Below are 21,154 nucleotides of genomic sequence, written 5' to 3' on the forward strand. Positions count from 1 at the left end.
GTCTTAATTTGATTTAATGATGAGTTCATGGGAATCGTGATCAGGTGTGATGCTGATGTTTAGTGTTCTGGCGATGGTTTCAAAGAAAACTTTTTCATTCTTCGAACTCATTGTTCCGGAAAGTCTTCTTTTTAAAATCTCCGGATCGTCTACCTTTACTTTATATCCGTATATGTCTTCGAAATAATCAAATATTCTGGAGACAGGGACATCTCTGAAATATAGCTTCCCATCTTTCCATGAAGCATATTCCACGACATTGACCGGCTTCTTATTTAACTTGCCTCCAGTATATTCTACGATATCTCCCGGAGCCATTATAATTGGTTTTTCCCGAGTGGTATTCAAACCGAGGCTAACTTTTCCTTCTAATAAGGCAACTGCTGTCCGGCCTCTTCTGTCATTAACGTTAAAAGAGGTACCGAGTACTTCTACATCTAATGCACCAGTATGTACAATGAAACGTTGATTATTTTTTACCTGTCCTTCTTTATGCAAATGGTTTACTTTTAAAAAGGCTTCTCCTTCAATCCATACTTCCCTGATTTGATTTTCTCCCCATTTCTTATCATATCTGATATTGGAATTCGCATTTAAAGTCACCAGGGACCCATCTGGCAGCGTTACATTCTGTAATTGACCATATGGAGTCTGGATAGTTACCTGACGGAAGCCGGAGTAGAAAAGACCGGATGCGAAAAGTACACCAACCAATATTGCGGCAGCTGCATAGCGCGACCAGAGTCTGATCTGCTTAATGGGCTTATCTAATAAAGTAGTTTTAGCAGCAATAGTATTCCAAAGTTCCTTTTGCTCTTTAGCATCCAGTACTTCCGTTTCAAAACGCATGGACTGTATAATTTCCCTGCCTTCCTGTATAATTGGAGCTAATCCGGGATAGGCCTCCAGGATGCTGCTCCAATGGGTATCTAGCTCGTCATTGGGTTGGGTTACCCATACCATAAAGGATTCATCATTGATCAGATCCTCCAGAGTAAAAGATTGATAGTCGGTTAATTGTTTCTTCATCTTCCTTATTTTGATCCTATTAGCCGACCACGAACTATTTCACCCCATTAAAATTATCTTAATTTTTTATCTTGCTGATTATCAGTTTAATAATTTCATGTGAAATGCCATGTACAGTATCAGCAGATCTTCTTTAGACAGATTATCCCTTAAAAAACTGAGCGATCTGGCCATTATCTTATAACTAGCCTTAACCGTGATTCCCATAACTTCTGCGATCTCTTCATAGGAAAGCTGTTCATAAAATCTCAGAAATATCGCCTCTTTTTGCCTTGCTGTAAGCTTAGAGATTGCTTCTTGCAGATGCCCGCTTATTTTTTTACGCCTTTCTCCATCAATCAATGCTTCTTCTATATTCAGACTGACATTGAATCCGTAGTTTTCAAGATCATCAAAACCCTGATTCTTCTGTAATTGAGCTGTTTTTTTAAGAATGAGATTTCTGAAAGATTTATACAGGTAGTTCTTGATATGTTCGGGATTTCCAATTGAACTCCGTTTTGTCCAGATCTGCACAAACAACTCCTGAATACACTCTTTGATCAGATCCTTATCTCCGCTGAATTTATCGCCATAGTTATAAAGCCCCGCAGAATATTTTTGATAAAGATATTCAAATGAAGCCGGGTTGCCTGTTTTAAAGGATTGCCAGTGAAGGTTTTCTGATTCTCCGGGATTAAGACGTAAGTTTTGCAAGGTGTGCTGTTTCCGGCTAAAATACAATTTTTATGAGATGTTCAAACAACGGAGCACATTTGTAGGGTCTGTTGCTGGTTAAAATATCTTAATTAATCGGCGGGCAGTGTGCCCCTGTTTGGGATGAGGTAAGGCTGCTATTTGAACCCGAAAATAAAAGGAAAGAAAAATGTCACTATGATCGTCCAGATGAAGTAAACGGGTAAATAAAATGAGATAGATTTTCCGACGCTGGTTATGTCTGACTTTTTTGCAAGTACACGGAAAAGCTGCAATGTTACCAAAAGCAGATTGATCAGAATCAGCATATTTCCACCGAGAACTGCTATTCTGTTTGGGGTAATCCCAAATTCCGATATCCGAAATAGGATAGCTGACAGGGCAATACCGTTAACCAGGACGGTTAGAACTGATAATATAAAAAGAATTCCTGTTTGGACACGGCTTTTACCCGAATTTGACGTTTCGGCTATCGAAAAGAAAATTATAGCGAGAACGCCAATTAACAAGGCGTTAAAAATCAACAAGAAATCCCTGTCTTGGTAAGGATCTTTCCCCGAATAAAGAATAGCTATAAGGTAAGCGGAAAGCATAACTACGACCAGAGGACTAAACAGCTTTGCAATCACCGGAGAAACTTTCCCGACTAACTGTGGATTGGTTTGGGTTAGGTAAGTACCGATAATTGGTGCCGCGGCTAATCCGAATACAGCAACATTTTTGAAATAATATTCCTCAATATTAAAGCCGATCAGCGAGAAGAGTCCTATGGTTATACCGGTCAGAATTGCACCAGAGATCAGAATGAGTGTTGTCATAACAATCAGGTCTCCATTGTACTTCAAAAAACCCAGTCGTCTGTGCTCGTTATTTTGTCGTCCGCCGACGAAAGCGAACCCTAATACAGACCATAGAAATAATGGTAAATGAATACATGCCAGAATTAGCGTATCACTTTTCCTAACGTCCGGCAGGAAATTGATGAGAAGCATGCCTGCAATAATTGTAAAAACTATAAAGACTATTTTTCCAACTGATAGTTTGTTTTTCCAGGCGAAGTAAGCGGTTAACAATGGAAAAATGACGAATGCGGTATTGCGGGGGTAGAAAAAGGCGTCAGTGATAGGCAGTAAATCGGGTAGTCTTGCAATCAGCCCTGCAAAAAGAGAAGCAATAATGACTATTCCTAACTCCCGGCCAGTTCCCCAGTTGATTTCTTCATTCTCATAATTGAGCCTTTCGTTCCAGAAATCAGCAAGGGCGTTGCCTTTTAGCTCCGGATAAAGCTCGCTAAATTCACGTTTGAAATTATTTTTGTTAGCCCGGTACATCTTTTCGAGTTGCCTGGAATCGTTCAGATGGATGCGTATGTCTTCTTTCATCTTTATGTCGTAAGTTCTAATCAGAATTTAGTTCCACAAGGTTCCGTTCAGTCCGAGAACTGTGCCAAGCCAGAGCAGGATGATATATATGATCACACTGCAAAGCAATGCCAGTACTTTTTTCCAGCCGCCCTGATAGCGATTAATCAGGTGGAAAAAGAAGCCACCCGCTGCACCAGCCAGAGGAACGATAATTAGCGGTTTTAATATCCATAATTTTCCCCATTCTGGATTAGAAGCTCCGGCACTTAACAAAAACACTACGATTAGAACGAGTGCGATGATTGAACCGACCAGCATCCTTTTAATCAACGACGCTGGATGAATTTGTTTTGCGATTAGACTGGTTTCCTGCATCATGGCAATTTTTATTTAAGTTATGAATAAAAAAATCGATTATAGAACTCCTGCCAGAATGATTTATTGCGATATTCTCAGATTTAATTAATATTTCTTTCCGGGGAGTCTAACGATGATTGGCATTTCGCCAATCTGTCTGAATTTAGTGTTATTTACCTGGCAGTTTATATTCCAATGGTAAAGGAACTTCTAAAGATGCTCGCGAATGGCTTCTGGTCATAATGGTTGTTGTTTTAATTTCATAATTTTGTGGAATGAACAAGAAAGAAAGTATAGCAGAGTTTCATACCCGGCATGGGCGGGAATATCCCAGAACCGGACAGTTCAATGTGTATAATAGAGGAGAGTTTTCTTGTGATAGTACATCATTGCCACCCAACCGCCGGGATTTCTATAAAATTTCAATGATCACAGCGGGAACAGGTATTTTAAGCTATGCTGACAAAGCCATTAAGATCGATAAACCATCTATTACTTTTTTCAATCCGTTAATTCCTTATTCATGGGAACCGACCTCGAAAGACCAGGCTGGATATTTTTGCCTTTTTACCGAGGATTTCATTAGTCAAAATCTCAAAAGTGAAAGTCTGTCACAATTTTCCTTGTTCAAAGCCGGGGGAGACCATTTGTTTTTTCCTGCGAAAGAAAGTGTTGAACTATTGAAAGGGGTTTTTGAAAATATGTTTCTCGAAATTCGATCTGGTTACGCTCATAAATATGAATTATTGAGAAGCTATGTTCAAATTGTTATGCACGAGGCGATGAAAATCCAACCTCCTAATACTTTTTATCAGCCATTCAATGCGTCAGAGCGTATTAGTACTTTATTTCTTGAGCTATTAGAACTGCAGTTTCCGATTGATGCCCCAAGTCAAACTTTAAAGCTGAAAACAGCCAATGAATTTGCCTTGCAGCTCAATATACATACGAATACTTTAAACAGGGCTTTAAAAGAAAGCACAGGTAAAACCACTACTGAATGGATTGCGGGAAGAATAGTAAATGAAGCAAAAGCATTGTTGCAGTTCAGTAACTGGGATATCTCTGAAGTAGCATATAGTTTAGGGTTTGAACATCCATCAAACTTTATTATCTTCTTCAAAAAGCAAACCGGTAAGACCCCTCTGCAACTCAGGAAAGAATTTGGGTCGGTTAGTGTCTGATACTTTATTTTGGATCTGTATTTAATAATTATTGGTTTGATTGGCATAATTTTATTCAAGGCTTAAAAGTGAGCTTTGTTCCATAAAAATTCGTTTGTTTTATGGAAAATGTAAATTTATGTGACAGTAGTCCAGCTTGTGTTGCAGCACCAACTTCGCCAGCGTGGACAGCAGTGTTTTCGCTTACAATGGGTGTCTTCGGATTATTGACAGCGGAATATCTTCCGGCCAGCTTGTTGACGCCGATGGCAGCCGAACTGAAGGTATCAGAAGCAGTAGCGGGGCAGGCCGTAACAGTCACGGCAATTGCCGCTTTGTTCTCCGGGTTACTATTGCCCGGTTTAACGCGCTCAATTGACCGCCGGGTGGTATTACTGGGTTTTTCAGCTTTAATGATTGTCTCCAACTTACTGGTAGCCTTTTCCTCCAGTATAGTGGTGCTTTTGGTTATGCGAACCTTATTAGGTGTCGCACTGGGAGGATTCTGGGCCATGACGGCGGCTGTAGCTATGCGTCTGGTACCTGTGGCGCTGGTGCCGCGTGCCTTATCGATAATTTTTAGCGGTATAGCTGTGGGTACCGTAGTATCAGTTCCTCTGGGGAGCTATCTGGGTGGTATGTTCGGCTGGCGCAGTGCCTTCTACGCATCGGCAGGGATTGGTGTGGTGACACTGGCTTTCCAGTGGTTAACATTGCCTAGTTTAATGCCGCAACGGACGGTAAAGACAATAACTGTACTTCAAGTGCTTTTACGACCCGGAATCGCAGTGGGGATGCTGGGTTGCGTGCTGGCACATATGGGCCATTACGCACTTTTCACTTATATCCGTCCATTCCTGGAAAGCACAGTGGGAATAGGGGCTGAAGGACTTGCATTGATTTTGCTTGGATTTGGCGTGGCGAACTTTGCCGGGACATTGCTGGCGGGACGACTCCTTGAGCACAGCCTTCGTGGGACATTAATTTTTATGCCCGTGCTGGTCGGTGTCGTTGCATTGATCTTGGTGCTTATTCCTTCCTCTTTTGCCAGCCATGCTTTATTGATAGCAATCTGGGGAATGGCTTTCGGCGGTGTACCAGTTGCATGGTCGGCCTGGGTCGCGCGCGCCGTTCCTGATCAGGCGGAAAGTGCCGGCGGTATGGTTGTGGCATCAGTGCAGGGTGCGATTGCCGCTGGTGCTGCAGCTGGCGGTCTTTTGTTCAGCTTTACGGGGATCGTGGGTGTATTCGTGGCGGCTGGTATCTCGATGGTTCTTGCAGGATTGCTGATAGCTTTATGGGTCAGGGTGCAGCACCCGGGGGTGGTTCAAAGATAAGTTCTGTAGTGCATCTTTGAGATAACAGTAAGCTCGACAGTAATTTGACTAACGCATTTTTTTTATAATTTGCGTTAGTTTTAATTCAGAGCCTGTATATCAATTTTATTAATGAACAACAATGAGCTGGCATCCAAGCCACATTATCCTATATTAGATGGTCTCCGTGGTGTCGCAGCGATTATCGTCGTAACCTTTCATCTTGCAGAACCATTAGCTACCGGTCATTTAGATATTCTTGTTAATCATGGTTATTTGGCTGTAGACTTTTTCTTTTTATTGTCGGGCTTTGTAATCGGCTATGCCTATGACGACAGGTGGCATAAAATGACAGTCGGCAATTTTTTTAAACGCCGGATTGAACGTCTTCAGCCAATGGTGATTCTGGGAATGACCCTGGGTGCTATCGGATTCTATTTTACTGATTCTACGCTATGGCCGTTAATTCATACGATACCTCTTTGGAAAGTGATGTTGGTAATGCTTATTGGATATACTATCCTGCCTGTGCCATTATCACTGGATATACGTGGCTGGGAAGAGATGCACCCTCTTAACAGCGTAGGGTGGTCACTGTTCTTCGAATACATTGCCAACATTCTTTATGCTGTTTGGATCAGGAAATTTTCGACAACGGCATTAAGTATTTTAGTAGGCATCGCCGCTATTGCACTCGCTCACCTGGCAATCACCAATGGTGACGTCAGTGGTGGCTGGACACTAAATGTGGAGCAGGTGCGAATTGGGTTTACCCGTACTATGTACCCTTTCTTTGCCGGTCTGTTGCTCTCTCGTATAGCGAAACCAACCCGAATTAAAAATGCCTTTTTATGGTGCAGTATTTTAGTTGCTATCGTACTTTATATGCCACGCATTGGTGGAGCAGAGCATGTTTGGATGAATGGAGTCTATGAATCTATTTGCATTATCATCGTTTTTCCACTTATCGTTTACCTAGGTGCCAGTGGATTGATGAAAACTCAAAGAGAGCACAGGATCTGCAAATTTTTAGGTGATATATCCTATCCGCTTTATTTGGTGCATTATCCGCTGGTTTATTTTTACGTTGCCTGGATCGGTAACAATAAAGGTGTAACGATTGCACAAGCTTGGCCTTATGCGTTACTTATTTTAACAGGCGGGATCGTTTTGGCTTACGCCGCATTGAAATGGTATGATGAGCCGGTTCGTAAATGGTTGCGGAAAAAGCTGGCATAATATCAGAATAACGACCTGAAGGATTTAATGGAATCAGGGTAAAAAAAGAAACCCCTTTCTGATATCAGAAAGGGGTTTTCCAGAAGTACTCAGAGCGGGAATCGAACCCGCACGACTTTTAAGGTCACAGGATTTTAAGTCCTGCGTGTCTACCAGTTCCACCATCTGAGCAGGTGTTAAACCTTTTGATAAATGATTTCCGGTAGAGAAATCATTTAGAGCGAAAGACGAGATTCGAACTCGCGACCCCGACCTTGGCAAGGTCGTGCTCTACCAACTGAGCTACTTTCGCTTATGTTCTGCGAAGATAGATATTGTTTTGATTTTTCCATACTCTAATTTAAAGAATGTATTAAAGCGGCTGAATTTCAGCTAGTAAATTTTTTATAAAGGTTTGTTTAAAGAGGTTTAAACATCATTCTCTGTGATTTTGCGAGTGGATGGGGGATAGTTGGTGGTCTTTTTCCGGTAAAGGTCTCCAACCATATAGGTTTTAGTTAAATTGCACATGTCTTGTAATTATCAGGACATGGCAGGTTTATGATTATTAGAAAAAATGACAACTGGTTCCAGATGCTTTTTATCTGGAAAGGTTCAGTCCTTCCAAAAATATTACCACGTTTACTTTTGCTGCTCGTGTTATCGGTAGCTATCGTTTATTTTAAAGGGACTTTTTTTGACTATAAAATCCCTTTAAATCCCGCGCCATTTACCATTTTTGGTATTGCACTTGCATTATTCCTTGGCTTTAGGAATAATGCAAGCTATGATCGTTTCTGGGAAGCGAGAAAGATATGGGGTGCTTTATTAAATGATACTAGGTCAATGGCCAGGCAGGCAATTACCTTAACTGGATATGAAAAAGATAGCAGGGAAATTCATGTGTTTATACATTATCTGACTAGCTTCACCTATGCTTTGAAACATCAGCTCCGGTTTACAGATGCAGGACCTGATCTGCAAAAGCGTCTCGATCCGGTACTCGCTGAAAAGATAAACTCTGCAATTTATAAACCGATCATGTTAATGAAGGTTATGGCAGAATGGGTACAGCAGGCCCGATCAGCCGGAAAAATTGATACAATATTGCAAGCTGCTTTTGATACCAACCTGAGTAATTTGTCAACGATAGTGGGTGGATGTGAGCGAATAGCATCTACACCAATACCTTATACTTACCGCGTGCTTTTGCATCGTACGGTTTATATCTACTGCTTGCTTTTACCTTTTGGTTTTGTAGATAGCCTGGGTTGGTTCACACCGTTGATTGTCGTATTTATAGCCTACACTTTTGTAGCTTTAGAGGCGATAGCAGATGAAATAGAAGACCCTTTTGGATTGGAAGATAATGATCTGGCCCTAAATGCGATGTGTCTGATGATTGAAACTACATTATTGGAAATGGCCGAATTACCACTTCCCTTGCAGCAGAGAAAAACAACAGGCATCATTGACTAATATTTATTGCTCTACAATTGCATAAATGGACCCGCTTCCTGCGCTCATTGGTGTCCAGTCTCCTATACTTGCTTTCCTGGAATACCCGCCTTTACCAGTTATGCTGGCCCGGAAACTTAAAATATCTATATGTTCCGTGTTTCCTTTAGGAATATATTCAAAAGATACTATACAGTCTTTATCTGTGAAAATTGATTCCCGCGTTAGGTCAAAGCTGATTTCCCGTTCTGCCATTGAGAAAGATTTAATCAGATTTTTCTCCAGAATGCGTGGGCCAGGCAGACCGTCTTTTACTGCGTAAATATTTAATCTGTAATTTACTGAATCTGTTTTCTTCTTATTCCCGGCGACCTTTGCTCTGACTTCCAGTAATCTGGTCGGTTCGCTGATCTTGATCAATTGTGCCTGTTCTGCAAAATCATTTTTATTTTTAAAGCTAATAGAAACCCAAACCATTGGTGTGTAACCGGTCGTGCCTAATTTGCGGATCTTCTTTTTGCGGTTGGTGATGACGACCTCCTGTAGTTGATGTGTAGATTTTTTCAGGATGATCTTATTTTCGTTCCCGGTTTGGAAAGCAGAAATGGGAATAGCCTGATCGTGATATCCGACATAGCTGAATAGGAGTGTATCTTGAAAACTCGTCGAAGGGATTTGCAGTTCGAACTTTCCATTGGCTTTACTCATACTGCCGATGTTTTTCTTTTTAATGCCAATATTTACCCAGGGAAGAGGGATTGCATTTTCGTCGGTCAGGATACCTTTTGCAGTGATTTCCTGTGCACCTGCAGTCAAACTGCAGGTTAGAAGAATAAGGAGTGCATATCCTTTTAAACGGATATGAAAGCTATTTTTTGTTATTTTAAGATGATTCATAACGGAAAGATATATATTCAGTTTTTCAGATAATTCTACGTTAACATACTTTAACACCGGGTCATATTACTTGCTGCCACAGATGCTGTTGCCGCCATCAGTATTACAAAACGCCTGCGGCTCTCACATACAAGAACGACAATTCTGGAAGGTGAACCTTGTCAATGATTCATCTGCACTGGTAGCTCTCGTGCGTGCATTCCTGCAGAACCACGGAAGGGTATCGAAAGAGGCACTTTTAAGTTTTGAAGAAAGTATATTTATCAGCTGGCCGGGTATGCGGGGAAAAGAAATTGTAATCATCAGCTATAACAGCATTATATGGAAAATAAAATTATTAACCGGGACCACCAGACAGCTAATAAAGTGTTTGACGACAGAAGTTTGGAACGTGACTATGCTACTTTAATACCGTTGTTGAGAGAGGGGCTAAAAGTACTGGATGTGGGTTGCGGAACCGGTGCTATTTCCAGTGGAATAGCGGCATTGGTAGGCCCTTCCGGCACTGTAACTGCGCTTGATAATACAGAGAAATTTATAAGCAGCGGAAAAGAAACTTATAAGGATACTGTTAATTTGACATTGATTCACAGTGATTTATTCAATTATCAGGTGGGTGAAAAATATGACCTTATTGTTTCTGCCAGAACATTGCAGTGGTTGAGTAACCCATTGGAAGCACTGAAGAAGATGAAAAGCATGTTAAAACCAGGAGGAATTGTTTCCATCCTGGATTATAATCATGAGCAGCTGGAGTGGCAGCCTTCACCGCCGGAAAGTATGCAGCATTTCTATTCGGCCTTTCTCAAGTGGCGTGCTGATGCGGGAATGAATAACCATATCGCAGACGATCTGGCTGGTTACTTCAGAGAAGCCGGTTTTCAGGATATCCAGGTCTTTAACTCGGATGAAGTTTATGAGAAAAAGGATCCTGGGTTCTCAGCACGTATAGGGATCTGGTCAAAAGTTGCCAATTTAAAACAGATTGTCGAAGAGGGGTATCTTACCGAAGAACAGCGGCTGAAAGCTATTGAAGACTATGACCAATGGGTGGAAGATACAGCTGAAAGGATGACTATGAAATTAAATGAGGTCAGAGGTTTTTCTTTCCATCAGGCTCCTGATTCCGATCATCAGTAATGCCAGTAAACCAAATATTGCGCCGATCCATGGAACATATGCTATGCCTTTTGTGGCAATAATCCATCCGCCAAGAATTGTTCCCAGGGATACGCCCAAGTTTCCGAAAGAGGTAGCCAGACTGTTTGCAAATTCCAAAGAGTTTGGCGCCGCGGAAATCATATAGGCCGATGCATTTAAAAAGCAAGGAGCGTAAAAGAATCCCCAGCAAGCAATTACTGCTATAATAGCAACCTCATTTTCTCCTGAAAAATAGAGCAGAACCGGAATGATAATAGTGCCCGAAAGAAAGATTGCTACGGTAAGGGGGATGTTTTTATTCAGCATTTTACCGGCAATCCAGTTGGAGGCGATACCCGTTATACCAAAGAGGAAAAGCATATAACTCACCATTGTGCCATCCATACTTTTAACCTTATTTAAGTAATCTGCAAAATAACTATAAGTGGAAAACCAGGCTGCTATCATCAGAAAGTTCATAGCTGTGCTCAACTGAAATCTGAACTGCGTTAAGATCTTTAGCTGACTGCCGTATGATTTCTTCTCCCTAACGGGAATGGCTGGCAGAATTTTCAGGATTCCGGCCAGTGCAATCAGGCTGATTACCGCCTGTACTATGAATGAGCTTTCCCAGCCCCAGTGGCTGGCTATATAGGTGGCAATAGGAATAGTTGTGACCATAGAGATCGCGATTCCTCCAAGGACGATTCCCATCATTTCATTCTCTTGCTTTTTATCGGCCTGAGCTACAGCAACTGCTATAGCGGTCGCGATATATACGGGCTGAAGAAAGGCGGGTAGTATACGAACCAGAATTAATAGCCAGAATGGCGGCGACATTGCCGAAACGATACCTGTAAGCATAAAGATAGCGATGGCAGCCATCATAATTTTTTTGCGGTCTATTCCGGAGGTTAGCAGTGTCATAAACGGGCCGGTTAATGCAATAACCAGAGCAAATGCACTGAGTAACAAACCGGCTTTATCGATTGTAATCTGGTAGTGTGCGGCGATTTGCGGCAAAATGCCAATTACACCAAATTCTGTAGTGATAACGCCTATCATACCCAGGCATCCAACGTATGCGAACTTTTTCATTTATGATCAACTATTTAAAATGCAGCGAAGCATTCATTTGAGTTGGCGAAAATAGGGTCAATTACCTGCCTATTACAGTCTGCATTGATTTGTATGATACAGACAAATTTGTAAGTAATGGATAGGAGACTCTGTGAAAGGGGGTTCACTGATAATGCTCCGGAAACAGGATTAGTTTTTGGTAAGGAATTTAAAAAAAAAAGGCTCTTTACAAATTTGTAAAGAGCCTTTGTACCGTTTCTTCGGATTACTCTTTTAAGGAAATTTTCAAGAATCAGTTTGAATTTGCTGTTAAAACCTATTTTTAGTAATTTTTTAGCGATCAGAACAGCTATTGCAAAAAATGCAACATTTAAAAACTAAAAAAGCCTTTAGATGATATCTAAAGGCTTTTTTAGTTTTTAAATAATCTTTCCCATATGGGAAAGATTTCTGTACTCAGAGCGGGAATCGAACCCGCACGACTTTTAAGGTCACAGGATTTTAAGTCCTGCGTGTCTACCAGTTCCACCATCTGAGCAGGTGTTAAACCTTTTAATAAATGATTTCCGGTAGAGAAATCATTTGGAGCGAAAGACGAGATTCGAACTCGCGACCCCGACCTTGGCAAGGTCGTGCTCTACCAACTGAGCTACTTTCGCATGGTATAATTCACATGATCCCATGTGATCCCTGAGGTTATAATGTGTTGTACACCTTATTTCCGTTTGGGATTGCAAATATAGTGACTTTTATATCAATGACAAGTTTTTCTTAATAAAATCTAAAGTTTTATATTAACTGGTTGTCTTTCAGTACTTCTGAAATCACATTAAATTCAAAGCCTCTTCCCATTAGATAGGTAATCAATTTGTTTTTCCTTTTGTAAGCGTCTTTTTCCGTTATAGAAGCTGCTTTTTTTTCTGCCGCCGTAAGTATAGCTGCCAGGTAATCGTCGTAATCTATCTTCGCAAGTGCTTTGATTATCATTTTTTCGGGAACCTTTTTAAGCTTCAGTCCCTGCTTGATTTTTATTTTTCCCCATCTTTTAATGTTAAATTTTCCGGAGACATAGGAAGCGGCAAATCTTTCCTCGTTTAGAAAATTGGTGAGGATTAATTCTGTGATAATGGATTCTGTATCTTGCTGATGAAGCCCCCATTCATACAACTTATTCCTGACCTCTTGTTGCGAACGTTCCTGATAAGCACAGTAACTTTCTGCTTTTAGCATTGCACTTCTCTTGTCAAGTGGCGGTTTTGGCGGTCTGTTCTCGTTATATTCCATTTCTTAGCTGCAAATATCTGCATTATCTTTTTATTAACTTTACCAGTCTTTATCTGACCAACAATCATGACTGAAACCAGCTATACCATGCAGCAGTTAGCCGGGATTTTAAATCCTGTGAATTTTGTGCCGAAAACTCAATCCCGCATCAATCAATTGTTAATTGACAGCAGGAAGGTTATGGACCCGGAACATGCATTGTTTTTTGCTGTCAAAGCACAAAGAGATGGGCATGAATTTATTGCAGATGCGTATGCAGCGGGGGTCAGGAAATTTGTTATCAGTGATTCTGAATGGCAAAACAAATTTCCGGAAGCAAGCTTTCTGGTCGTTTCAGATGTTATTACCGCTCTTCAGCAGATTGCTGCCGCACACCGCAGTGTTTTTAAAATACCCGTTATTGGTATTACAGGTAGTAATGGGAAGACCATTGTAAAAGAGTGGCTTGCGCAGTTGCTCAATGCTGATTACAAAATTGTCCGAAGTCCAAAAAGTTTTAATTCCCAGATTGGGGTGCCTTTGTCGGTATGGCAAATGAACTCCGGACATACGCTGGGTATTTTCGAAGCAGGGATTTCCAGAACAGGGGAGATGGCTAAGCTTGCGGGAGTTTTGCAACCCACAATTGGTATCCTTACTAATCTGGGAGAGGCGCATGCAGAAGGATTCTCCGGAAAGCCAGAAAAACTAAGTGAGAAATTACGTTTGTTTGATCATACTGATCTGTTTATTTACAGTCCTGATTATACCTCCGGGCTGCCTGCAAAAAATCTGCCCGGCAGCACCAAGTTCAGCTGGAGTTTTAGCCAGCCTGCTGATCTGCAGATTACGGGCATACGTCAGGAACAAGCGGGTACTACTCTTGATGCGCTGTATCAGGGCACATCCTTCAGTGTTTATCTTCCATTTAAGGATAGGGCATCATTGGAAAATGGTGTGATTTGCTGGTCGGTACTTCTCGCCCTGGGTTATGAACCTGCCGTTGTAAAATCTAAATTGAGTGAGCTCGTGCCGGTTAATATGCGTCTTTCTTTGAAAAACGGAATAAACCAATGTTCTATTATAGATGATTCCTACAGTGCCGATACTTCCTCGCTTGCCATTGCGCTGGACTTTCTCAAACTGCAAAAGCAGCATAATAAAAAAACAGTGATCCTGTCTGATCTTCATGAAACAGGGAGGACAGACACTGAACTTTACGCTGAAATAGCCGCTATGCTTAGCCAAAAAGAAATCAGCAGATTAGTTGGCATCGGTCCGCATATTAAGTCTGTTGCAGAATTATTTGATCTGGAAACAGTGTTCTTCGATTCTACAGCAGATTTTATCTCTGCTTTTTCCCAGCTTCATTTTAGCCAGGAAACTATACTGGTGAAAGGGGCTCGCAAATTTGGTTTTGAGCAGATCAGTAAGCTGTTAACACAGAAAGTCCATGATACAATTATGGAAATTGACCTGAATGCAATTGCACATAACCTGCGTTATTATCAGACACAATTGTCTCCGGGGGTTAAACTAATGGCAATGGTGAAAGCCTTTTCTTACGGTAGCGGTAGTTTTGAAATTGCTAACCTGTTGCAATATCATCAGGTTGATTATCTGACGGTTGCCTATGCAGATGAAGGGATTGCACTTCGTAAATCTGGAATAACGTTACCGATAATGGTCATGAGCCCGGAGCCCTCTGCTTTTGAGGCCATGCTGAAATATAAGCTTGAACCAGAATTATATAGTTTTGAAATATTGAATGCTTTTATTGCCTTTCTTCCGCAGGAGCAGAAAGATTATCCTGTGCATTTGAAAGTTGATACCGGGATGCGCCGTCTGGGCTTCGAAGAGCCAGATCTGCCTGTTTTACTGAAAGTATTAAAAGATACAGGTAAGCTTAAGGTCATTTCAGCTTTTTCTCATCTTGCGGGAAGCGAAGACGAGCTTCATGAAGAGTTTACCCTCGGACAGATCGGACGTTTTAAAGCTTTTGCTCTTGTCCTTCGGCACGAGCTTGGATATGACTTTATCAGACATATTTGTAATACTTCGGCGATTACCAGGTATCCCGATGCACAGTTTGAGATGGTTCGTTTGGGCATTGGACTGTATGGATTCGATTCCGGCAAACCTGACACTTCAGATCTGCAGGTTGTCGCTAAGCTTAAAACTACAGTTACCCAGGTAAAACGGATAGCTCCCGGTGAAACTGTGGGTTATGGCAGAAGAGGTATCCTCCCGCAGGGGGGCCAGATTGCTACAGTTAAGATCGGTTACGCCGATGGTTACCGCAGATCTTTCGGAAATGGTATCGGTATGATGCTGGTTAATGGTAAACCTGCCAGAACTATAGGTGCTATTGCAATGGATATGTGTATGCTGGATGTAACCGGTATAGATGTGCATACGGATGATGAGGTGATTGTTTTTAATGAAGAATTAACGATTGTTGATCTGGCAGCACAAATCGGAACCATTCCTTACGAGATTTTAACAAATATTTCTCAAAGAGTTAAACGCATCTATTTTTATGAGTAATATTGCGCTATGAACAGGATTGGAAGGGCTTTATTAAATTACCTGATTAAAGGTTTGCTGATTGTATTGCCTATTACACTCAGTATCTATATTGTTGTATGGTGTGTAACCACAGTTGATAGCTGGTTAAATCTAAACAATATCCTTGGTGTGGACCCACGTACAGGTGAAAGCAGAAATATTCCTGGTTTCGGACTTGCATTGGTATTAGCGCTAATCCTGCTGGCTGGTATTTTTGTTACCAACTTCGTAACTGAGCCAATGTATAATTGGTTTAATCGTTGGATGAACAGGTTGCCCGGACTCAATTTTATCTACTCTTCAATTAAAGATCTGACGGAAGCATTTGTAGGAGATGAAAAGAAATTTAATCATCCGGTGACAGTTGAAGTTGTTCCTGGTGTAAAACGGATTGGCTTTTTGACCCAGAATGATCTGGCTTCGATAGGATTACCTGGTGAGTGTGTCGTCTACTTCCCTTTCTCTTACTCTTTTGCCGGACAGGTTTGTGTTGTGCAAAGGGACAGTGTTAAGGAATTAAATATGAATGCTGCCGAAGCAATGAAACTAGTAGTATCAGGAGGGGTTAGTCATATCTAACCCCTGCACTAATTCTATATTCTTATTAGAAGTTTGGTTTCAGGACATACTTGTCGTAGAATCTGAAGATGTGCTCAGCAGCTTCCTCTGCGGTATCAACTACTCTGAACAGGTTCAGATCTTCTGCATGTATATTGTGTTCTTTTCCCAACATCGTGTTGGTAATCCAATCCACTAGTCCGCCCCAGTAATCTTTTCCAACCAGTACGATAGGAAACCTTGCAATTTTACCGGTTTGAATCAAAGTGATTGCTTCGAAAAGTTCATCCATAGTTCCCATACCGCCAGGTAACACGATAAAACCTTGTGAATATTTCATGAACATTACTTTGCGCACGAAAAAATAGTCGAATTCCAATAATTTATTGTGGTCGATATATTTATTGTGAAACTGCTCAAACGGCAGATCGATATTTAATCCTACGGATTTACCGCCATTCATGTGTGCGCCTTTATTCCCTGCCTCCATAATCCCGGGACCTCCACCTGTAATTACGCCGTAACCTCTGTCGGTCAACAGTCTGCCACATTCGACAGCAATCTCATAGTATTTATTGGTCTCGGCAGTTCTTGCAGAACCAAAAATGGATACACAAGGACCAATTTTTGCTAATTTCTCAAAGCCGTCTACAAATTCGGCCATTATTTTAAAGATCGACCAGGAGTCTGTTACTTTAATCTCCTGCCAGTTTTTATTTTCAAATGCGCTTCTGATTTTCTCTTCACTTGTCATTATATAGGGTATTAATGTTAAAATTTTGTCTGGCTTACGGATGGTTTTCCGGTCAGCCACAGCAGAATAAAGGTAATGAGCCCATTTAGAACAATCAGTTCAAAACTCATGGTATATCCGAACCAGTGCATGCTATTGCTGTTAATAATATAACAAAGCACTGGCGAGGCCAGACAAAGGTAAGGAACTAATTTATCATGAACTGCTCTTTTGGTTAGCAGGCCAAAGCTGAAAAGCCCCAGCAATGGACCGTAAGTATATCCGGCTGCTGTAAATATGGAGTTAACCACCGAATCATTATTAATAACTTTAAAAATCAGGATGACGATTACCATCAGCACTGAAAAACCAATATGAACCAGGTGCCTTTGCGTGACAAGCTTAGGGTCTTGCTGGTCTGTTTTTTTGTCAAAATGCAGAAAGTCAACGCAAAAAGATGTAGTAAGTGCAGTTAAAGCAGAATCGGTAGTAGCAAATGTTGCAGCGGTTAAGCCCATCATAAAAATAATTCCCGGAACAATATTAAGGTGATTTAAAGCAATTTCCGGATATAAATGATCCGGCGTTTGTAATGCAGCAACTGATATGCCATTTTTAGCGGCGTAAAGATAAAGGAGTGCACCTACACTCAAAAAAAAGATGTTCATAATGACAAATACGAGCGTAAAAGTGAACATGTTTTTTTGTGCTTCACCAATGGTTTTCATACTCAGGTTTTTCTGCATAAGATCCTGATCGAGGCCGGTCATTGCAATGGTCACAAAGATCCCTCCAACGAACTGTTTAATAAAATGAGATTTGCTTCCCATAAAATCTTCCCAGAAGAATATCGTTGAATAACTGCTGGTTTTAACGGCTTCAAAAGTTCCTGCAACATCCAGGTGAAGTGATTTTGAAATAAATATAATCGAAAGGACCACGGAAAGGAGCAGGAACACTGTCTGCAAGGTATCGGTGATAATGATCGTTTTTAATCCTCCTTTATGGGTATAAAGCCAGATAAGTAAAAGGCAGAGTACTATGGTGAGCCAGAACGGGACGTTCCAGGCATCGAATATGAAACGCTGTAACACGATAGCAACCAGATACAAACGGAAAGCAGATCCGATAGTTCTGGAAATCAGGAAAATAACTGCGCCAGTTTTATAGCTATAATGGCCAAGCCTTTTCTCCAGATACGTATATATGGAGATGAGGTTCATCCTGTAATAGAGTGGTAATAATACGGTTGCAACGATTACAAAACCTACAGCATTACCCAGTATAAACTGAAAATAGCCAAAGCTGTTGTTACCTACGGCTCCGGGAACAGAAATGAAAGTGACACCAGATAATGCTGTTCCAATCATTCCAAAAGCAACGAGATACCATTTGGAGTTACGGTTAGCTATAAAGAAGGACGCATTGTCGGAAGAATTTCTGGAAGTGAAATAAGCCACACCAATCAGTAGGGCAAAATATCCTAAAAGAAACGTCAAAAGGATGGCTGGAGTCATATTATAGTGTCGTTTTAGGAGCTAAATGTAAGAAAATCAAATTTTAAAAATCAAATCCAGAAGATAAATATAAATTTGCAGAATGAACTTTTCATCTAAGCTTCTTGAAGATGCTGTTAGTGAATTTGCAAAGTTACCTGGAGTAGGCCAAAAAACTGCTCTTCGTCTTGTTTTGCATCTGCTGGGTAAGGAACAAGAGGAGGTGGACACCTTCGGGAATACGTTAATTAAACTCAGACGTGACATCCGGCATTGTTCTATCTGTCATAATATATCTGATCTGCCGGTTTGCAGTATCTGCTCATCGCCAAGAAGAGATAAAGAAACGATTTGTGTGGTAGAAGATACAAGGGACGTTATGGCTATCGAGAATACATCTCAGTTTTTCGGTGTTTATCATGTTCTTGGGGGCTTAATTTCCCCTATGGATGGTGTCGGGCCTTCCGATCTTTTTATAGATTCATTAGTACAGCGTGTCGCGACAACTCCGGTTAAGGAAGTTGTGATGGCCCTGAGCGCTACAATGGAGGGGGACACTACCTTATTCTATTTGTATAAAAAATTGAAGGATTTTCAAATTCCTGTTACCACCATCGCCAGGGGTATTGCTTTTGGTGGAGAATTGGAGTATGCAGATGAGATTACGCTGGGCAGGTCTATTGTAACCAGAATACCTTACGTGAGTTCAATAGTAAAATCATAAAATGAGCTTTAAAAATAAAAGTGTAATTATTACCGGCGCTTCCTCGGGTATTGGCTATGCCTGTGCTCTGGAACTGGCCTCAAGAGGAGCAAATCTGGTTTTAGGCGCAAGAAATTTCGCTGCTTTAAGTGAATTTTGTACCGCTTTGGAGAAGGATTACGGAATTCGGGCTTTGCCCGTTCAAACCGACGTTAGCCGGGAAGAAGATTGTGAGAAACTGGTTGCCAGGGCGGTCGCTGCTCTGGGAAAGGTAGACGTATTGATTAATAATGCCGGGTTATCAATGCGTGCTTTATTTAATGACCTCGATCTTTCTGTACTTAAAAACCTGATGGATGTGAATTTCTGGGGCACCGTTTATTGTACAAAATATGCACTGCCGGAGATCCTGAAAACGGGAGGGAGTATAGTCGGGGTTTCCAGTATCGCAGGATACAGGGGTTTGCCGGGAAGGACCGGTTACTCTGCATCTAAATTTGCCATGAATGGCTTTATGGAATCATTGAGGACAGAATTATTGCACAGTGGAGTGCATGTGATGGTGGCTTGCCCTGGGTTTACAGCTTCTAATATCCGATCCACTGCTTTAGCTGCAGACGGCTCTTCTCACGGTGAGACGAGTATGGATGAAGGGAAGATGATGTCTGCTCAGGAGGTAGCTGTCCGAATAATTGATGGTATCGGCGATAGAAAAAGAACTTTAGTGATGACAGCTCAGGGAAATTTAACGGTATGGCTGAATAAATTGCTTCCTGGTTTGGCAGATAAACTGGTGTTTAATCACTTTACCAAAGAAAAAAAAGCATTGATTAAATAGCTTATTAATATTCCTTCGGCACTTTGATTCAATTATTTTAAATTAATCTTGCATTTCTCCAAAAACAAATACATATTTGCTTCCGCCTGGTGATAGCCAGACAGATATCAAATTCTCCGGAGACAAATAAATCATGAAATTAACAAACGGACTTAAGCAATGGTGGTGGCACAACGCAACAAGCGTAGTGTGACCCATTTTTGTGCGTTTATATTTATATAAAAATATGTAAAGGGTTGCTTTTTAAGCAGCCCTTTTTTTTTTGATCAATTATGAAAAAAATACTTAACCATCTATTTGAGAACAAATCATTTAGTCGGGAAGAAGCGAGAAGAATATTAACTTCTATTACTCAGGGAGAGTTCAACTCTGCCCAGATCGCAGCCTTTATGACTGCATTAAATATGCGAAACATTACAGTCGCTGAACTTCAGGGATTCCGTGATGCCATGCTGGAACTCTGTGTACGTGTAGATCTTTCGGAATATGAACTGATAGACCTATGCGGAACAGGTGGAGATGGAAAAGATACATTTAATATTTCAACACTCGCTTCCTTCGTTGTGGCAGGAGCTGGATATCCTGTTGCCAAACATGGAAATTATGGAGTGTCATCTGGCTGCGGTTCGTCAAATGTGATGGAGTTTCTGGGCTACCAGTTTACTGCAGATCAGGATGAGCTGAAACGTAGTCTGGATCGTGCGGGCATCTGTTTTATTCACGCACCATTATTTAATCCGGCAATGAAAATTGTGGCGCCCATCAGAAGGGATTTAGGCGTTAAAACGTTTTTTAATATGCTCGGGCCTATGGTTAATCCTGCGCAGCCGAAACACCAGATGGTTGGTGTTTTTAGTCTTGAACTTGCACGCCTGTATGCTTATCTCTATCAGCAAACTCAAATTAATTATACCATTCTTCATGCTGTGGATGGTTTTGATGAGGTTTCCCTATCCTGCGATGTTAAGGTGTTTAACAAACAGGGTGAGGCTTTGTTAACCGTAGCTGACCTTGGTTTTGAGCAGGTCGACCCTTTCGAAATTGAGGGTGGAGATAGTGTGCAGAGTTCTGCAAAGATTTTTATGCAGGTGCTGGAAGGCCATGGTACAGATCCGCAGCAGAACGTGGTACTTTGTAATGCTGCTCTGGCTATCCGTACAATAAAACCGGAAAGCACTTTTGCTGATTGTTATTATGAAGCGGAAAGTTCGCTGGTTGGTGGAAGTGCATTGAAATCTTTTAAACAACTTGTCGGATGAAAGCAGGGTTAAAAGTTT

General features: G+C 41.2%; 19 protein-coding genes and 4 tRNA genes. 10 read left to right on the top strand and 13 right to left on the bottom strand.

Features of this window, described 5'->3' with window-relative positions:
* Positions 1–3 precede the first annotated feature (3 nt).
* From BLR53_RS12685 to BLR53_RS12700, 4 genes are all read right to left on the bottom strand, one after another.
* On the bottom strand, positions 4–1,029 hold the full coding sequence (locus BLR53_RS12685; RefSeq protein WP_074590133.1) for a FecR family protein: 1,026 nt from the start codon (positions 1,027–1,029) through the stop codon (positions 4–6).
* Positions 1,030–1,110: 81 nt separating this feature from the next.
* Positions 1,111–1,725 (bottom strand): RNA polymerase sigma factor, encoded by a 615-nt coding sequence (locus BLR53_RS12690; RefSeq protein WP_176763538.1) that lies wholly within the window; start codon positions 1,723–1,725, stop codon positions 1,111–1,113.
* Between the two features lie 137 nt (positions 1,726–1,862).
* The gene (locus BLR53_RS12695) at positions 1,863–3,107 is read right to left on the bottom strand and encodes a hypothetical protein (RefSeq protein ID WP_074590137.1); all 1,245 of its coding nucleotides are present in this window, start codon (positions 3,105–3,107) and stop codon (positions 1,863–1,865) included.
* A gap of 27 nt (positions 3,108–3,134) precedes the next feature.
* On the bottom strand, positions 3,135–3,467 hold the full coding sequence (locus BLR53_RS12700; RefSeq protein ID WP_074590140.1) for a potassium transporter KefB: 333 nt from the start codon (positions 3,465–3,467) through the stop codon (positions 3,135–3,137).
* Between the two features lie 254 nt (positions 3,468–3,721).
* On the opposite strand from BLR53_RS12700, the gene BLR53_RS12705 reads away from it, so the two are divergent.
* The 3 genes from BLR53_RS12705 (at position 3,722) to BLR53_RS12715 (ending at position 7,164) form a co-directional block, all read left to right on the top strand.
* Complete coding sequence (locus BLR53_RS12705; protein ID WP_074590142.1) at positions 3,722–4,630, top strand: AraC family transcriptional regulator; 909 nt, start codon at positions 3,722–3,724, stop codon at positions 4,628–4,630.
* A 245-nt stretch (positions 4,631–4,875) separates the two neighbouring features.
* Positions 4,876–5,946, top strand: a complete 1,071-nt coding sequence (locus BLR53_RS12710; protein WP_244889513.1) for an MFS transporter — start codon at positions 4,876–4,878, stop codon at positions 5,944–5,946.
* 111 nt (positions 5,947–6,057) lie between these two features.
* Positions 6,058–7,164, top strand: coding sequence for an acyltransferase family protein (locus tag BLR53_RS12715; protein WP_074590144.1), 1,107 nt, complete (start codon positions 6,058–6,060; stop codon positions 7,162–7,164).
* A gap of 86 nt (positions 7,165–7,250) precedes the next feature.
* Here BLR53_RS12715 and BLR53_RS12720 read toward each other — a convergent pair.
* Both BLR53_RS12720 and BLR53_RS12725 read right to left on the bottom strand, forming a co-directional pair.
* Positions 7,251–7,335 (bottom strand) — tRNA-Leu (locus tag BLR53_RS12720).
* A 48-nt stretch (positions 7,336–7,383) separates the two neighbouring features.
* Positions 7,384–7,456, bottom strand: a tRNA-Gly gene (locus tag BLR53_RS12725).
* Positions 7,457–7,704: 248 nt separating this feature from the next.
* Here BLR53_RS12725 and BLR53_RS12730 point away from each other — a divergent pair.
* Positions 7,705–8,622 carry a bestrophin family protein gene (locus BLR53_RS12730; RefSeq protein ID WP_074590146.1) on the top strand — a complete coding sequence of 306 codons (918 nt, stop codon included), beginning with the start codon at positions 7,705–7,707 and terminating at the stop codon, positions 8,620–8,622.
* 3 nt (positions 8,623–8,625) lie between these two features.
* Here the strand turns inward: BLR53_RS12730 and BLR53_RS12735 are convergent, their stop codons facing one another.
* Complete coding sequence (locus BLR53_RS12735) at positions 8,626–9,498, bottom strand: carboxypeptidase-like regulatory domain-containing protein (protein WP_074590149.1); 873 nt, start codon at positions 9,496–9,498, stop codon at positions 8,626–8,628.
* 321 nt (positions 9,499–9,819) lie between these two features.
* On the opposite strand from BLR53_RS12735, the gene BLR53_RS12740 reads away from it, so the two are divergent.
* Positions 9,820–10,638, top strand: coding sequence for a methyltransferase domain-containing protein (locus tag BLR53_RS12740; RefSeq protein WP_074590151.1), 819 nt, complete (start codon positions 9,820–9,822; stop codon positions 10,636–10,638).
* Here BLR53_RS12740 and BLR53_RS12745 read toward each other — a convergent pair.
* From BLR53_RS12745 to BLR53_RS12760, 4 genes are all read right to left on the bottom strand, one after another.
* Complete coding sequence (locus tag BLR53_RS12745; RefSeq protein ID WP_074590154.1) at positions 10,582–11,736, bottom strand: MFS transporter; 1,155 nt, start codon at positions 11,734–11,736, stop codon at positions 10,582–10,584. The genes BLR53_RS12740 and BLR53_RS12745 overlap by 57 nt on opposite strands.
* 435 nt (positions 11,737–12,171) lie before the next feature.
* A tRNA-Leu gene (locus tag BLR53_RS12750) sits at positions 12,172–12,256 on the bottom strand.
* A 45-nt stretch (positions 12,257–12,301) separates the two neighbouring features.
* Positions 12,302–12,377 (bottom strand) — tRNA-Gly (locus tag BLR53_RS12755).
* A gap of 130 nt (positions 12,378–12,507) precedes the next feature.
* On the bottom strand, positions 12,508–13,002 hold the full coding sequence (locus BLR53_RS12760) for a regulatory protein RecX (RefSeq protein ID WP_074590157.1): 495 nt from the start codon (positions 13,000–13,002) through the stop codon (positions 12,508–12,510).
* 66 nt (positions 13,003–13,068) lie between these two features.
* Between BLR53_RS12760 and BLR53_RS12765 the strand changes: the two genes are divergently transcribed.
* Positions 13,069–15,528: a bifunctional UDP-N-acetylmuramoyl-tripeptide:D-alanyl-D-alanine ligase/alanine racemase gene (locus BLR53_RS12765; RefSeq protein ID WP_074590159.1), complete on the top strand. Its 2,460-nt coding sequence runs from the start codon at positions 13,069–13,071 to the stop codon at positions 15,526–15,528.
* Between the two features lie 9 nt (positions 15,529–15,537).
* Positions 15,538–16,128 carry a DUF502 domain-containing protein gene (locus BLR53_RS12770; RefSeq protein WP_037444094.1) on the top strand — a complete coding sequence of 197 codons (591 nt, stop codon included), beginning with the start codon at positions 15,538–15,540 and terminating at the stop codon, positions 16,126–16,128.
* 25 nt (positions 16,129–16,153) lie between these two features.
* Here the strand turns inward: BLR53_RS12770 and BLR53_RS12775 are convergent, their stop codons facing one another.
* Both BLR53_RS12775 and BLR53_RS12780 read right to left on the bottom strand, forming a co-directional pair.
* Entirely contained in the window at positions 16,154–16,861 is a 708-nt protein-coding gene (locus BLR53_RS12775; RefSeq protein WP_037444092.1) for an LOG family protein, read from the bottom strand.
* A gap of 17 nt (positions 16,862–16,878) precedes the next feature.
* Entirely contained in the window at positions 16,879–18,357 is a 1,479-nt protein-coding gene (locus BLR53_RS12780; protein ID WP_037444090.1) for a sodium:solute symporter, read from the bottom strand.
* Positions 18,358–18,439: 82 nt separating this feature from the next.
* On the opposite strand from BLR53_RS12780, the gene recR reads away from it, so the two are divergent.
* The 3 genes from recR to trpD all read left to right on the top strand — a co-directional run bounded on the left by recR (position 18,440) and on the right by trpD (position 21,136).
* The gene (gene recR, locus BLR53_RS12785) at positions 18,440–19,060 is read left to right on the top strand and encodes a recombination mediator RecR (protein ID WP_037444087.1); all 621 of its coding nucleotides are present in this window, start codon (positions 18,440–18,442) and stop codon (positions 19,058–19,060) included.
* Between the two features lies 1 nt (position 19,061).
* Positions 19,062–19,877, top strand: a complete 816-nt coding sequence (locus BLR53_RS12790; protein WP_074590161.1) for an SDR family oxidoreductase — start codon at positions 19,062–19,064, stop codon at positions 19,875–19,877.
* Positions 19,878–20,149: 272 nt separating this feature from the next.
* Entirely contained in the window at positions 20,150–21,136 is a 987-nt protein-coding gene (trpD, locus tag BLR53_RS12795) for an anthranilate phosphoribosyltransferase (RefSeq protein WP_074590163.1), read from the top strand.
* Positions 21,137–21,154 lie beyond the last annotated feature (18 nt).

It is taken from the genome of Pedobacter antarcticus (genome assembly GCF_900103515.1).
GTDB classification, from domain to species: domain Bacteria; phylum Bacteroidota; class Bacteroidia; order Sphingobacteriales; family Sphingobacteriaceae; genus Pedobacter; species Pedobacter antarcticus.

Bases quoted from the DNA above. Each gene is read 5' to 3' on its own strand.
- BLR53_RS12765 (WP_074590159.1), top strand. From the start codon at position 13,069: ATGACTGAAACCAGCTATACCATGCAGCAGTTAGCCGGGATTTTAAAT.
- trpD (WP_074590163.1), top strand. From the start codon at position 20,150: ATGAAAAAAATACTTAACCATCTATTTGAGAACAAATCATTTAGTCGG.
- BLR53_RS12715 (WP_074590144.1), top strand. From the start codon at position 6,058: ATGAACAACAATGAGCTGGCATCCAAGCCACATTATCCTATATTAGAT.
- BLR53_RS12735 (WP_074590149.1), bottom strand. From the start codon at position 9,498: ATGAATCATCTTAAAATAACAAAAAATAGCTTTCATATCCGTTTAAAA.
- BLR53_RS12780 (WP_037444090.1), bottom strand. From the start codon at position 18,357: ATGACTCCAGCCATCCTTTTGACGTTTCTTTTAGGATATTTTGCCCTA.
- BLR53_RS12710 (WP_244889513.1), top strand. From the start codon at position 4,876: ATGGCAGCCGAACTGAAGGTATCAGAAGCAGTAGCGGGGCAGGCCGTA.
- BLR53_RS12770 (WP_037444094.1), top strand. From the start codon at position 15,538: ATGAACAGGATTGGAAGGGCTTTATTAAATTACCTGATTAAAGGTTTG.
- BLR53_RS12790 (WP_074590161.1), top strand. From the start codon at position 19,062: ATGAGCTTTAAAAATAAAAGTGTAATTATTACCGGCGCTTCCTCGGGT.
- BLR53_RS12695 (WP_074590137.1), bottom strand. From the start codon at position 3,107: ATGAAAGAAGACATACGCATCCATCTGAACGATTCCAGGCAACTCGAA.
- BLR53_RS12745 (WP_074590154.1), bottom strand. From the start codon at position 11,736: ATGAAAAAGTTCGCATACGTTGGATGCCTGGGTATGATAGGCGTTATC.
- BLR53_RS12705 (WP_074590142.1), top strand. From the start codon at position 3,722: ATGAACAAGAAAGAAAGTATAGCAGAGTTTCATACCCGGCATGGGCGG.
- BLR53_RS12775 (WP_037444092.1), bottom strand. From the start codon at position 16,861: ATGACAAGTGAAGAGAAAATCAGAAGCGCATTTGAAAATAAAAACTGG.
- BLR53_RS12740 (WP_074590151.1), top strand. From the start codon at position 9,820: ATGGAAAATAAAATTATTAACCGGGACCACCAGACAGCTAATAAAGTG.
- BLR53_RS12760 (WP_074590157.1), bottom strand. From the start codon at position 13,002: ATGGAATATAACGAGAACAGACCGCCAAAACCGCCACTTGACAAGAGA.
- recR (WP_037444087.1), top strand. From the start codon at position 18,440: ATGAACTTTTCATCTAAGCTTCTTGAAGATGCTGTTAGTGAATTTGCA.
- BLR53_RS12700 (WP_074590140.1), bottom strand. From the start codon at position 3,467: ATGATGCAGGAAACCAGTCTAATCGCAAAACAAATTCATCCAGCGTCG.
- BLR53_RS12730 (WP_074590146.1), top strand. From the start codon at position 7,705: ATGATTATTAGAAAAAATGACAACTGGTTCCAGATGCTTTTTATCTGG.
- BLR53_RS12685 (WP_074590133.1), bottom strand. From the start codon at position 1,029: ATGAAGAAACAATTAACCGACTATCAATCTTTTACTCTGGAGGATCTG.